The 12,571-nt window shown below is 69.9% G+C and carries 9 protein-coding genes; 6 read left to right on the top strand and 3 right to left on the bottom strand.

Translation table 11 applies throughout. The features are described from left to right. Positions 1-2: 2 nt before the first annotated feature. The 3 genes from K8638_RS28190 to K8638_RS28180 form a co-directional block, all read right to left on the bottom strand. Positions 3-473, bottom strand: a complete 471-nt coding sequence (locus tag K8638_RS28190) for a response regulator (protein ID WP_370644129.1) — start codon at positions 471-473, stop codon at positions 3-5. Positions 474-606: 133 nt separating this feature from the next. Then, a complete protein-coding gene (locus K8638_RS28185; protein WP_223757742.1) occupies positions 607-2,457 on the bottom strand; it encodes an Ig-like domain-containing protein in 1,851 nt (616 codons plus the stop codon). A gap of 261 nt (positions 2,458-2,718) precedes the next feature. Then, positions 2,719-4,374, bottom strand: a complete 1,656-nt coding sequence (locus tag K8638_RS28180; RefSeq protein WP_223757741.1) for a carboxypeptidase-like regulatory domain-containing protein — start codon at positions 4,372-4,374, stop codon at positions 2,719-2,721. A 255-nt stretch (positions 4,375-4,629) separates the two neighbouring features. Here K8638_RS28180 and K8638_RS28175 point away from each other — a divergent pair, with 255 nt between their 5' ends. From K8638_RS28175 to K8638_RS28150, 6 genes are all read left to right on the top strand, one after another. Beyond that, a complete protein-coding gene (locus K8638_RS28175; protein WP_223757740.1) occupies positions 4,630-5,073 on the top strand; it encodes an HIT family protein in 444 nt (147 codons plus the stop codon). Positions 5,074-5,155: 82 nt separating this feature from the next. Next, complete coding sequence (locus K8638_RS28170; RefSeq protein ID WP_223757739.1) at positions 5,156-7,993, top strand: TonB-dependent receptor domain-containing protein; 2,838 nt, start codon at positions 5,156-5,158, stop codon at positions 7,991-7,993. 8 nt (positions 7,994-8,001) lie between these two features. Beyond that, positions 8,002-8,454: a GNAT family N-acetyltransferase gene (locus tag K8638_RS28165; RefSeq protein ID WP_223757738.1), complete on the top strand. Its 453-nt coding sequence runs from the start codon at positions 8,002-8,004 to the stop codon at positions 8,452-8,454. A gap of 110 nt (positions 8,455-8,564) precedes the next feature. Continuing rightward, a complete protein-coding gene (locus tag K8638_RS28160) occupies positions 8,565-9,791 on the top strand; it encodes a nitronate monooxygenase family protein (protein WP_223757737.1) in 1,227 nt (408 codons plus the stop codon). A gap of 20 nt (positions 9,792-9,811) precedes the next feature. Continuing rightward, a complete protein-coding gene (locus tag K8638_RS28155) occupies positions 9,812-10,207 on the top strand; it encodes a hypothetical protein (RefSeq protein WP_223757736.1) in 396 nt (131 codons plus the stop codon). A 28-nt stretch (positions 10,208-10,235) separates the two neighbouring features. Then, a complete protein-coding gene (locus K8638_RS28150) occupies positions 10,236-12,545 on the top strand; it encodes a hypothetical protein (RefSeq protein ID WP_223757735.1) in 2,310 nt (769 codons plus the stop codon). Positions 12,546-12,571: the final 26 nt, after the last annotated feature.

Raw genomic sequence — 12,571 nt, 5'->3', positions numbered from 1 at the left:
GCTCAGGTCCCCTGCCCGCCCTTCCCCCGGACCTTGCTGGGCTTGAGCATGTTGCGGATTTTGTTCTCCAGGTCCTGTGGCAGGCACGGCTTGGCGACGAACTCGTCTGCGCCGGCCTCCCTGGCATGCTCGGCGTTGCCGGCGAGCACGTGGCCGGTGAGCGCCATGACGGGGATGTCCCGCGTGCGCGCGTCCTGCTTGATGAGACGCGTGGCCTCCCAGCCGTCCATGACGGGCAGGGACAGGTCCATCAGGATGATGTCGGGCTCACCGCCCTGCGCCTTCTCCACCGCCTCCACGCCGTTGCGGGCGGTGTCCACCTCGAAGCCGACGAACTCCAGGTACTCCGCATACATCTCTCGCGCGTCATCGAAGTCGTCGACGACGAGGACGCGCTTCTTGTTGCCGGAGGGTGAGGGGAGCGCGTTGGCGGGGGCCTCGTCTTCCGGGGCTGGCATGGCCGTTCGCTTCATGGAACCGACGCCTCACGTGTAGGGAAAGGGCGGGTGGGAATCTATGCACGCCCTTTCCCCAGTGCCCACCCCACGCCCCGGATGGGACATGGGACGGAGGCGCCAGGGAGCGTTCGGTAGAAGACGCTCGGTGTCAGTTGTTGGGCCTGTAGACGTGGACCCGGCGTCTGCCGGGCTCGCTCTCGGACTGTTCAGAGCGTGCCACGATGGGCTGGTCAGAGGAGTCCAGCGCGAAGGAGACTTGAACCGGGATCAACCCAGGAGTCTTCCTCAACTGGCTTCCTACAGGCTCCCATGCTCCAGCGTTCCAACGTCGAACGTAGAGGACTTGGGGTCCATCCGCGACTTCCTCCTCCACAACCAGCGCCACCAATCTTCCCTGAGCGTCCAAGGTGAGTGCAGCCACTCCAGAATCGGTCGCCCCGGGGTAGAGGCTGATAGGGTCACCGAGGGTCTCCCAGTAAGCCCCATTCCACCTCTGGAGCTGAGCGCTGCGCGCGATTCCATCCCATGTGGGTACGTCCAGGACAGGGGCTCCTGACGCATCTGCACTTAGGACACCAGGATACGCCTGTGTTGGCAGGTTGATAATTTTCCAAGCAGTGCCAGTCCAATACTTCATGTAGGCCGCAACCCAACCTGAGGAGTCCCTCTCACCCCAAGCGACCACAGGATTTCCGTCAATTCCCATTGCCATTCGAAGGCCGGAAACAGCTGAGTCTGGATTGACATTGAGCGCCTCTCCCACCTTCCCCCAAGCACTGCCATCCCAACGCCAGACCGAAATGGGGCGGCCACCCTGAGTGAGTTCGCGAAACGCGAGTGCAAGTTGCCCCTTTCCATTCCCCTTGAAGACCACCAAATCGGCACTGACCTGGTTGCCGAGCGTGACCGCCTGAGTTCCCACCATCTCCCACGTCACGCCGTTCCAACGGCGAACGGGAAAACTCATCGTCCCCGACTGTGAATACTCATCCCAGACAACAACAGGTCGCTTATTTCCATCGATTTCGAGCGCGCAGAAGGTGCTGTAGTAACTACCGTAGATGCCACCAAGCACCCCTCCCAGTTGCTCCCATTTGCTGCCGGTCCACCTGTTGACGCGGACTCCGTAGGGAGCTGATGCGGTGCCATCCAACCATGCCACTACAGGCTGACCCGACCCATCGATTTGAAGAGAGGAACTCCGCACCTCAGAACTCTCGGTCGGACTGGCACTCAGCGGCTCTCCCAGAGGCAGGTATCCGGGAACGGTCCACGTCCAATCCTGCTGGAGGGGCTCCACGGGGTTGCCCGCCAGGTCCGTCACGGTGCCATCGAGACTCACCTGCAGGGTTGCGTCAATAGGTAGGAGAGAAGCGGGTAGTATCGTCAGCGAGGTCCCTTCGGGCGCCAATACGACGTTTGCAGCGACGCCCCCTGCATCCGACAGCAGCTTCACGGACTCCGTATTCACGGTGGTCGGTTCGAGAGGCTCGGAGAAGATCGCCAGGATGGTCTGGTGCACGGAGATGGCTTGAGAGCCCGCCAGCGGCGTCTGCGAAACCCACCGAGGCCGCGTTCTATCCACCACAAGGGTGCGCGACTCACTCGTGAACCTGCGCTCACCAAGGGTCGCTCTCACGGAGAGCATGTGCGGCCCCTCATCGAGCGACTGGGCGCTCCAGCGGAGCTCATAGGGTGGAGCCAGTGTGGCAACAACCACTCCATCCACGAGGAGCTCGACCTCGTCTGGAGCAGACCCGGTCACCGTGGCGCTAATCTGCACGTTGCTGTTGGTGATTGACCGTGAGGTCACGAGCGTGACGACCAGTGATGAGGTGCCAGAATCCGGAACAGATGCGTCGGGTGTCCCGGAGTCCTCGACGTGAACATCCGGCTCGCCCCCATCCGGGCTCTCTGGAACCTGTTCGATCTCCGGCAGGTTGATGCAGGCCGAGGACAGCACGACGGCAAGCACAGCGAAGCATTTCAAGTAGCGCATGGCACGAGCAGACGATGCATTCGTCGTTCCGGGACGCGGAGCCACCGGCAGCCTCACGAACTCTGGAATTTCAAGACGTTCCTCAGCTTGCTGAACTACGCCGCCAGCTCGCCCCGTCCGACAAGCTGGATCCAGGTCCGAATCCTGGACTCCGCCTTCCAATCCCGCTCCAGATGGGGTCGCGGAGAAACAACAGCGCCCTCGCGGAGTCTCTCCGCGAGGGCGCTGTATCAAACAGCCGTCAACACCTTGCCCCGCTAACTACGGAGTGGGCATCGGAATGCCAACAAGCGTGGCGCTGACATTCACGGTGGCGGTCTGAGGCACTCCCCACGCGGACTCATACACGTCCGTGGAGGGGCTGGGCAGCAGGCCGAACGCCAGCACGAGATTGGCGGACTGTCCGGACGTGAAGGTAAGCGGAGTTCCCCCTGCCGGAGGCGTAGCAGGCAGGTACTGGAAGTAGAAGCGAGAGCTGTAATTGTTCGCAGCGGCCGTGGGGAAGTCCGGCCTCGGATCGGCGAGGATCACACTGCTACCAGAGAGATAGGGCGGCTCAAACGTCGCGAGGGGGAATCCAGTGATGTTTCGATTCCCATCAACCCACTCGCCAATGCTCGTGGTGTTCGCATCCCGGTTCAGGTCCGCCCTGAAGAACACCTGGACACTGGAACTACGCTGGATCATGGCCTGGTTGAAGTTCACCACGACAACTTCGCCGCTGTTGAGCTGGCCATTGTTGTTCGCATCGTAGAAACGCACCGTGGAGTCCACCGAAATGGCCGGAGGACTCGCGGGATCCCCAACGACGAAGGACACCGTCTTGGTCTGCGTCTGGTTGCTCACGGCCGACACGGCGCGGACGTACAGGTTGTACTCACGTCCCGCCTGGAGATTCCCCGACGGCGTCAGGCTCAGGACCGTGTTGCCCTGGAGCAGCGTCTTCGAGAGGGACAGCCCCTCCGCCAGGCCATACTCATTCGACAGGCCCACGATGACCGACCCGGGCTGAACCGGCTGGTTGAAGGCAATGTAGATGGACTCGCCCGAACGCAGCATGTTGTCCAGGGGCTGGGTAGAGGCCCCCGAGCTGCGGAGCGCCGCGAGGTTGGCGTAGTCGATCTCAAGCGGCCTGCCCGTATCGTAGGCCTGGGGCAGGGCCAGCGTCCGGATGGTGCCGTTGGTGGCGAGGTCCGAGCCCGAATAGAAAACGACGGTGCCCCCCGCCTCGAGGATACCGTCGCCGTTGGTATCCAGCGCGTTGACGATGACCCGGTAGTTGACCCCCAGCCGGTCCATCTCGAGCGGCGAGGGCACACCCGTGAAGGTCACGACGCCATCCGCCCCCGCCTGGGCCTCCACCACCACCGAGGAGTTATTGAACTGGGACAGACCCATGACCTTGCCGGCAGTGCCGACCTCAAGGGTGGCCCTGGCCCCCGCGGCCGGACGGCCACTCGGAGTCAGCAGGTTGAGCTGCACCGTGCCGTCAAGGGCCGCGAGCACCACGGGACCAAAGCTCGCGTTACCGTCGTTGATGGGGACGTTGCCCGCGGACGAGGGAACCACCGAGCTGGCGCGCAGCGTGGCATAGCCCGACCGGGTGAAGGTCAGCAGCACCTGGGCACCCGCCGGAACATTCGCGAACTCGAAGTTGCCCTTGGCGTCCGTGGTCGCCGACAGCACCTCCGCGGAGCTGCCGACGGTCATCTCCACCGTCACGGCATCCAGGGGCGCGTACCTCGTGCTCAGCACCTGACCCGACACGGTGCCCTTCGGCGTGGCCGGCGTCACCACCGTCACACTGTCCGGCTCACGCACGCCGTCCGCGATGCCGTCGCCGTTCTCGTCCTTCAGGTCCTCGCCACAGCCCAGCGCCAGGAACGGCACCACGGCAAACACCAGATGCTTCTTCATCTTCCCCGCCTTGAAAGGAATGGTCCCCAATATCGACACCCGAACACTTGAAAGAGCGAAAGGGCGTGGGGCGGACACTCTCCGACCCGAGCCTCTCCCGTCAAGACGGGGTCTCCGTCCAGATGCACCCCGCTGCCGCGCTTCAGGACGCTCGCTCCGATTCGGATCATCCCGGAGCCCCTCAAGGCGAGGTCCGAGACGACCCACCTCCTCGCCCCCGCCATCCGCCCCGCCACGACTGCTAGGGTGCCCCCCATGTCGGACGTGAATGACCCATGCCTTGGCTGCGCCATCGTGCGTGGGGACACCCGGCCGGTGGGGGGCGTCCTCGCCCGGGCTCCAGGGCTGGTGCTGCATGGCGTGGCGTCTCCCAGTCCCGTCCCCGGCTGGGTGGTCATCTCCAGCGAGCGGCACGCACGCGCCTGGTACGACCTGGACACGGACGCCGCGCGTGAGCTGGGCCCCTTCACCGCCCGGGTGATGCGCGCCCAGCGCGAGGTGCTCGGCGCCGAGCACGCCTACGCCTTCGCCATTGGCGACGTGCTGCGCCACTTCCACCTGCACCTCGTCCCCCGCTTCCCGGACACGCCCCAGCGGCTGTGGGGCCGCGCCGCCTTCGACGCCACTCCCGCCGACCACCGTCCGGCGGAGGAGCTGGAGGCCGCCGCCCGCGCGCTCGCCGCCGCGCTGTCCCGCTGAGCCTCGCCGTCGTCGCACCACTCCCTCGCTCGCGGCCCCCATGGACCTGCCCTCCCGGAGAGGGAAGAATGACCGTCGCCCCATGCCCCCCTCCCGCTCCGGCCCGTTGCTCGTCCTGTGCCTCCTGCTCCTGTCCAGCCCCGTGCTCGCGGACAACAACGCGGACGAGGCGGAGATCGCCTTCGAGCTGGGCAACGACGCCTACTCCAGGGGTGAGTACGCCGAGGCGCTGCGCTCCTACTTCACCAGCTACCGCCTGGTGCCCAACCGCAACGTCCTCTTCAACATCGCCCGCTGCTTCGAGGCGCTGAACAAGTTCAACGAGGCGTATCGCTACTACAACGACCTGCTCACCGAGGACCTGCCGTCCGAGGACGCCTCCGAGGTGACTCGCTCCCTGGACCGGCTCCGCCCCAAGGTGGCCCTCGTGCGCGTCACCACCAACCCCAAGGGCGCCGACGTCTACGTGGACCGCATGGACCTGGGCAGCCGGGGGCGCTCGCCGCAGACGCTCGCGCTGACGCCCGGCCGCCACAAAATCATGGTGAAGAAGGACGGCTACCGTCCCGCCGAGGCCACCGTCGCCCTCGCCCGCGGCCGCGAGGCGGAGCAGACCTTCGAGCTGACCCTCATCACCGGCGGCGTGGACCTGTCCGGCACCCCCGAGGGCGCCGAGGTGCGCGACTCGCCCAACGGCCCCGTCATCGGCCGCCTGCCCGCGCGCGTGCGCCTGCCTCCCGGTCAGCGCGTGCTGTACGTGCGCGCCCCCGGCTACGCCCCCGCCCAGTACGTGGTGGACGTGCCCGCCGACGGAAGCGTCCCCCTCGCGGTGGCCCTGGGCGCGCAGGACCGTCCCACCGGCCGGCTCGTCGTCACCGCCAACCGCGACGGCGCCGCCGTGCGCGTGGACGGCAAGCCCGCCGGCTTCACCCCCACCGTCGTCACCCTCCCCGAGGGCGAGCACACCCTGGAGGTGGAGAGCCGCGAGGTGCGCCCCCTGCGCCAGAGCGTGACGGTGGTCGCGGACCAGGAGGTCAAGGTCCACGCCGAGCTGCGCTACGCCCCGCCCCCCGTGCGCGCCGCCTCCAAGAGCCTGGTCGCCGTGGACGAGGCCCCCGCCTCCACCACCGTCCTCACCCAGGAGGAGCTGCGCGCCTTCGGCTGGCGCACCCTCGCCGAGGCCCTCTCCGGCGTGCGCGGCATCTACCTCACCGACGACCGCACCTATACCTACCTGGGCGTGCGCGGCTTCTCGCCGCCGGGCGACCTCAACACCCGCGTCCTCATCCTCTGGGACGGGCACTCCATGAACGACGTCTGGGCCGGCCAGGGCTACGCCGCCCATGACCTCAGCGTGGACCTCCAGGAGGTGGAGCGCATCGAGGTGGTCCGCGGCCCGGGCAGCGCCCTGTACGGCACCGGCGCCTTCTTCGCCGTCATCAACGTGGTGCCTCGCGAGTCGCTGGGCGCGGACAAGCACCTGGAGCTGACGGGCGCGGTGGGTGGCCTGGGCACCAGCCGCGGGCACGCCACCGCGTCATGGGAGGACGGTGAGCGCTCGGTGCTGGTGAGCGCCGCGGCCATGAGCGCCAGGGGCGCGGACACCACCCGGCTGGGAGAGGACAACCTCATCATCACCGGGCTGGACGGGGAGAAGGCCGCCACCGGCACGGTGAGGGCCCGCCTGGGCCACCTCTCCTTCCAGGGACAGTTCAACATCCGCTCCAAGGAGCTGCCCACCGCCCCGTACGGCACCGTGCCGGGCGCCGAGGGCAACGTCGTGGAGGACCTGCGCGCCTTCGCCGAGGCCCGCTACGAGCGGGCCTTCTCCGAGCGCTTCAGCCTGACGGTGCGCGGCGCGCTCGACCTCAGCCGCTACGAGGGCACCTACGTGTACTCGGAAGCGAACGGCGGGCCCGTCACGGAGGAGGCCGCGGCGGACTGGGTCACCGCCGAGGCGCGCGCGAACCTGGGCCTCTTCGAGGGCAACCGCCTCACCGTGGGCGTGGAGGGCCAGGGCCAGCTTCGCGTGAGGCAGACCGCGGGCAACGATCCACTGCCGACGAAGAACCGCACGCTGGTGTCCGCCTACCTGCTCGACGAGTGGCGGCTGCATCCGCGGCTGAGCCTCTCCGTCGGCCTGCGCCTGGACAAGTACCTGGACCTGGACACCACGCCGCTCACGCCGCGCCTGGCCCTCATCGCGCGCCCGTACGACGCGGGCCTCACCAAGCTGGTGGCCGGCCGCGCCTTCCGCGCGCCCAACGTCTACGAGCTCTACTACCAGGACGGCATCTCCCAGGGCGCGGCCAAGGCGCTGGACCCGGAGACCATCACCACCTTCGAGCTGGAGCACTCGCACGACCTGACGGACGAGCTGCGCCTCACCGTGGCCGGCTACCACAACCGAATCTCCAACCTGGTGCAGCTGCGGCCGGAGGACGCCCCCTCGGGCGACTGCGGCACCGCCGCGTGCCTCCGCTTCGTCAACGCCGACGGCACCACCCTGGCCTGGGGCGCGGAGGCCGGCGTGCACTGGCAGCCGGGCCGCTGGCTGCTGGTGGACCTGAGCTACTCGTACGTGACGCTGCGCGACGCCTCGGAAGAGGTGGCCGCCGCGGCCCCCGCGCACCTCGTCTCCGGGCGGCTGCTGATGCCGCTGGGCGGCGGTGACATGCGCCTGGCCACGCAGGCCACCTACCAGAGCGCGCGCCCCACCGGCCCGGGCGGCGCGGACAGCGGCGAGGCGCTGATCGTCGGCTTCGGCCTCTCCGGCGACTACGGCCCCCTGCGCTACTTCGCCGGCGTGCACAACCTGCTGGACACCCGCTACACGCTGCCGGTGTCGGAGGAGAACTCCATCGCCCCCGTGCCGCAGTACGGCCGCACCTTCACCCTCCAGCTCACCGGTACCTTCTGACTCCCACCATGTCCGACGTCGAGCTGTCCTTCATCCACCCCGGCCACGCCCTGTACGAAGGCGAGCTGGAGCTGCGCTTCCGCGTGCTGCGCGAGCCGCTCGGCTACACCCGCGCCCAGGTGGCCTTCCCCTTCGAGGCGGACAGCCTCCACCTCGTGGCCCACCGGGGCGGCACCGTGCTGGGCTGTGTGCTCTTCAACCCCGAGGACTCCCACGGGGGCCGCCTCTTCCAGATGGCCGTGGCCCCCCAGCTCCAGGGCCAGGGGATGGGTGCCCGGCTGGTGCGCGCCCTGGAGGCGGAGCTGCGCCGCCGCGGCTTCACCCACGTCCACCTTCACGCACGCGCCCCCGTCGTCCCCTTCTACGAGCGCCTGGGCTACGCCGTTGACGGTGAGCCGTTCACCGAGGTGGGAATTCCACATCGGCACATGCGCAAGGCGCTCGACATCCCGGTGGGCTAGCTGTCACCCGGCAACCAGCCGGGAGGTGCCTTCTGGACCCGGGGGGTTGATCCACGGGAGATGCTGGTAACCTCTGGATTCCGAGCAGTCCGCTACCTCCAGGAGACACGATGAACGGAAAGAACGACGGACGTTCTCCGCCCCCTTCTCGCGGCACCGGTCCGACGGCGAGTCCCGCCGGTAGCGAGCTCGAGGACGAAGGCGCCGCGTCCGAGGTGGAGACCGCCGACACGCCCCGGCGTCCCATCTACGTGCTGGAAGGCAACACGCTGCACACGCGGCTGACGCGTGAGCTGGGCGTTCACTATCCGTTCGTCAGCGCGGGCATGGCCTTCGTGGCGCTGCCGCCGCTGGTCATCGCCGTGTCGGAGGCGGGAGGCCTCGGCATGCTCGGCGCCGCGCCGGAGCCGCCGCCCTTCCTGCACGCCCGCCTGCGGGCCATCCGCGCGGGCACGCAGCGCCCCTATGGAGTGAACTTCATCGTCGCCCATGCGGGAGGCCAGGACTTCACCACGCGCGAGCACATCGACGTGTGCATCTCCGAGAAGGTGCCCGTCGTCGCCTTCCACTGGGACACGCCGTCCGCGGACTGGGTGAAGGCGCTGAAGGCCGCGGGCACGCGGGTGTGGATGCAGGTGCCCTCGGTGGAGGCCGCCCGGAAGGCGCTGGAAGCGGGCGCGGACGGCCTCATCGCCCAGGGCCGCCAGGCCGGGGGCCACAACCGGAGCACGGTGCCCACGCTGAAGCTGGTGCGCGAGGTGCGCGCCCTGGCCCGCGACGTGACACTGCTGGCCGCCGGTGGCATCGCCGATGGCCCCAGCGCGGCGCGCGCCCTCTTCCGCGGGGCCGACGGTGTCTGGGTGGGCACGCGCATGGTGGCGTCCGTGGAGGCCCATGCGCACCCCGGCTACAAGCAGCAGCTCGTCGAGGGTGACGCGGGCGACTCGGACGTTACCACCGCCTTCGGCCCCGAGTGGCCCGGCGTGCCCATGCGCGTGTTGCGCAACCGCGTGGTGCGCGAGTGGGCCGGCCGCGAGCGCCTCATCCCCACGCCGCCTCCTCCGCCGGAGCGCATCGGCACCACGAAGCTGTTCCCCGGCCTGCCGGGCGGAGACGTGCCCTACACGATGCCGAAGTTCTGCGCCTTCATCCCCACGGCCGACACCGAGGGGGACCTGGAGGAGATGGCCATGCCCGCCAGCGGCGCCAGCATGGCGCGCATCGAGGGCGTGCTGCCCGCCGGGCAGATTGTGGTGGAGATGATGGAGCGGGCGCACCGGGTGCTCGCGAATCCCCACGGCCTGGAGGGTGACGCCGAGGAGGACGACCGGGGCTGAGTTGGAGTAGGAGCGCCTCCATGGGTACGCACTGGAGGCGCGCGTCCGTCGCCGGCTGGCTGGTCCTCGCGCTGTGTGGCGCCACGGCGGTGGTGCGGGCCGCCACCTCGCGGAGTCCTCCGCCCGAGCGGCGCCTGTCCCCCGCCGAGCGCGTCGAGGTGGGCCGCGCCGCCGCCGCCGAGGAGCCCGGCTGGAGGCTGCGCTCCCGCCACTCCTTCCCCGGGGACCCCTGGTCCCAGGATGACGACTTCGGCGCCTCCGAGCGGAGCTGGGCCGTGGACGAGGCCCGCAGGCGCCGCGTGCCGGTGACGGACGTGTTCGGCGCCATCGACGAGGAGCTGCACGCCGCGGGCCCCGTCGCGCCTCCCCGCAAGGCCACCGCCAGCCCCTGCAAGCCACGGCCCTTCTACGACTGACACGCGGCGCCCGCGCCACTCCCCGCTCATGACGTCCCCACTCCGCGTCGCCCACCGTGTCGCCACCCTCGCCGGCCCGCGCCTGGCCCTCTTCGGCGTGCTGGCCCTGGCCGCGTGCTGGCTCCCGCTGACGCGGGCGGGGGCGCTGAATGACTTCCGCGACTCGCACCTGCTGCACTCGTACGAGGACGCGGGCGCGCGCACCGTGACGCGCTACGGCCAGCTCCCGCTGTGGAACCCGTGGGCGTGTGGTGGCCAGTACGCGCTCGGCAGCCCGCAGACGCGCGTGGCGTCTCCCACGCTCCTCGTGTCCGCCGCCCTGGGCGCGCGGCGCGCGGAGCCGGTGGTGCTGTGGGCCTTCCTCGTGCTCGGCATGGAGGGCTTCTTCCGCTATGCGCGGCGGCGCGTGGGCTCCGCGGTGGGGGCGCTCGCGGCGGCACCGCTCTTCGGACTCATCGGCTTCACCGCGCTGTCCTGGTCCATCGGCTGGCTCAACTTCGCCGGCTTCCTGCTGCTGCCCTGGCTGCTGCTGGGCACGCGGCGGGCCGCGCGGGGACGGCTGTCCGGCGTGGCGCTGGTGGCGGGCACCTTCGCGCTGCTGCTGGGCTTCGGCGGCACCTACCCCGTGCCCATGGGGGCCCTCTTCGTCGCGCTGGAGACCGGACGCACGCTGTACACGCTGCGCGCGGCCGGGCGCCGCCGGGCACTGTGGGCCCTGGGCGCCACCGCCCTCTTCACCCTGGGCGCCTGTGCCTTCCGGCTGTGGCCCCTGGTGGAGACGATGCGGTCCTCGCCCCGCGTCATGGCGGGCACGCCGGGGAACTCGCTCGAAACGCTGGCGCGGATGATGCTCGAGTTGCCGGCGCGCTCCGGCTTCAGCAGCCCGGGCAACTTCTTCCTCGTGGCCGTCGCCCTCGCGCTCGTGCCCGTCGCCGTGGCGCTGGCCCGCCGCCGCGCGCTGTACCCGGCCGCCGGCGCGGCGCTGTGCGTGTGGATGGCGTCCGGGTATGCCGCGAGGCCGTCGCTCTTCGCCGGGCTGCGAGCGCTGCCCATCTTCAGCACGTTCCGCTACCCGGAGCGCTTCCTCCTCCCCGCCGGGCTCTTCATCACCGAGCTGGCCGCGCTCGCGCTCGCCGCGCTCCTGGTGCGCGCGTGGCGCAAGCGCACGCCCTGGGCGCCCCGGCTCGCCGCGCTGGCGTGCGGCGTGGTGGTGGCGGGCTGGGGCGTGCAGGTCCACGCCTTCGCCAACCTCACGCGCTGGGCGCCGATGGTGGAGGAGCCCCCGCCCACGCCTCCGGAAGCGGAGCGGCCCTTCGCGCAGGCGCGCGGCAACCGCTGGGCGCAGGGCCACTTCCTGGCCCTCAACCGCGGCTCCATCGCCTGCGGCGAGGCGTGGCCGGTGCCCATGTCCGCGCGCCTGCGCGGTGACCTTCCCCAGGAGGAGTACCTGGAGGAACCGGCCGCCGGCACCGCGCGCCGGGTGGAGTGGACGCCCAACCGGGTGGAGGTGGACGTGGTGGCGTCGCGGCCGGCGGTGCTGCTCGTCAACCAGAACTGGCACCCGGGCTGGAAGGCCTCGGTGGGAGAGGTGGTGTCGCGCGACGGGCTGCTCGCCGTGCGCCTGCCCGAGGGTGAGCACCGCGTGGTGCTGCGCTTCCTGCCGCGCTCGGGGCTGGGCGGGGCACTGGTGTCGGCGCTGGCCTGGGTGGGGCTCGGCTTCCTCGCGTGGCGGCAGCGCGCTCGCAAGGGAGGATGGGGAGCAAAAGCCCTGGCCGTGAGCGCCGTGCCGCTGCTCGTGTGGGGCGTGCTGCTGGTGGCCTGGAACGAGCCCGTGGCGCGAGCGGCCCCGCGCAACCCGGATGGCTCGCCGATGCTCGTCGCCTCACTGCCCCCGGAAGCGCGCCCATTGGACGTGCGCTTCGACGTGCCGGTGGAGCTGGTGGCGGCCGAGGTGCCGTCAGCACCGGACGCGGAGGGCTTCGTCCACATGGCGCTCTACTGGCGGGTGACAGGAGCGGTGCCCCGCACGGCCGGCATCTTCGTGCACCTGCCGGGACCCGAGGGTAGCAAGCGCAAGAACGCGGACCACGCGGTGCTGGGCGGCACCTTCTTCTTCTCCGACGCGCCGAGGGACACGCTCCTGCGCGACGCCTTCGCCGTGTCCACCAGGGACTGGGAGGCCGGCGAGTGGAAGGTGCTGGTGGGCCTGTGGCACGCCGGGGGAGATGGCTCGCGCATCGACGCCCGGGGCGCGGACGGGAAGCCCCTCCACGAGTCGCGCGTGGAGGCGGGAGCCTTCACCGTGCCGCCGAAGACGCAGTCCAGTGGACAGCCTTGAGCTGTCTCGCGCTTCAGGCCCGAGAC

The sequence above is a fragment of the Myxococcus sp. RHSTA-1-4 genome (assembly GCF_020037125.1).
Lineage (GTDB): Bacteria > Myxococcota > Myxococcia > Myxococcales > Myxococcaceae > Myxococcus.
This window is presented reverse-complemented; position numbering and strand designations above follow the sequence as displayed.

Excerpts from the sequence above, each read along its gene's own strand:
- K8638_RS28150 (WP_223757735.1), top strand. The coding sequence starts at position 10,236 with ATGACGTCCCCACTCCGCGTCGCCCACCGTGTCGCCACCCTCGCCGGC.
- K8638_RS28180 (WP_223757741.1), bottom strand. The coding sequence starts at position 4,374 with ATGAAGAAGCATCTGGTGTTTGCCGTGGTGCCGTTCCTGGCGCTGGGC.
- K8638_RS28185 (WP_223757742.1), bottom strand. The coding sequence starts at position 2,457 with ATGCGCTACTTGAAATGCTTCGCTGTGCTTGCCGTCGTGCTGTCCTCG.
- K8638_RS28170 (WP_223757739.1), top strand. The coding sequence starts at position 5,156 with ATGCCCCCCTCCCGCTCCGGCCCGTTGCTCGTCCTGTGCCTCCTGCTC.
- K8638_RS28165 (WP_223757738.1), top strand. The coding sequence starts at position 8,002 with ATGTCCGACGTCGAGCTGTCCTTCATCCACCCCGGCCACGCCCTGTAC.
- K8638_RS28175 (WP_223757740.1), top strand. The coding sequence starts at position 4,630 with ATGTCGGACGTGAATGACCCATGCCTTGGCTGCGCCATCGTGCGTGGG.
- K8638_RS28190 (WP_370644129.1), bottom strand. The coding sequence starts at position 473 with ATGAAGCGAACGGCCATGCCAGCCCCGGAAGACGAGGCCCCCGCCAAC.
- K8638_RS28160 (WP_223757737.1), top strand. The coding sequence starts at position 8,565 with ATGAACGGAAAGAACGACGGACGTTCTCCGCCCCCTTCTCGCGGCACC.
- K8638_RS28155 (WP_223757736.1), top strand. The coding sequence starts at position 9,812 with ATGGGTACGCACTGGAGGCGCGCGTCCGTCGCCGGCTGGCTGGTCCTC.